We start from the raw sequence: 249 nt of genomic DNA, 5'->3' as shown, positions 1-249 counted from the left end.
ACCTTGCCGGTCTGACCCACCTGCCAGTCGTTCGGCGCATAGCCGGCATCGACGGCAGCGCGCGAGGCGCCAACCGCTGCGCCGAGCTTGTCGGCGACCGGCAGGATGACCTCGCGGAACTTCTCGGCCGAACCGAGCGCACGGCCACCGGAGATGATGATCTTCGCAGATGTCAGTTCCGGACGATCGGAGGTCGATAGCGCGTCCTTGACGAAGGTCGACAGACCGGGATTGGCGACCGCAGGGATC

General features: G+C 66.3%; 1 protein-coding gene. It reads right to left on the bottom strand.

The features are described from left to right. Positions 1–249: FAD-binding protein (locus PY650_RS37020; RefSeq protein ID WP_285885080.1), on the bottom strand; the 249-nt coding region annotated here is incomplete at both ends.

Origin of the sequence: Martinezella calliandrae (assembly GCF_030272695.1) — a bacterium.
Lineage (GTDB): Bacteria > Pseudomonadota > Alphaproteobacteria > Rhizobiales > Rhizobiaceae > Rhizobium > Rhizobium calliandrae.
This window is presented reverse-complemented; position numbering and strand designations above follow the sequence as displayed.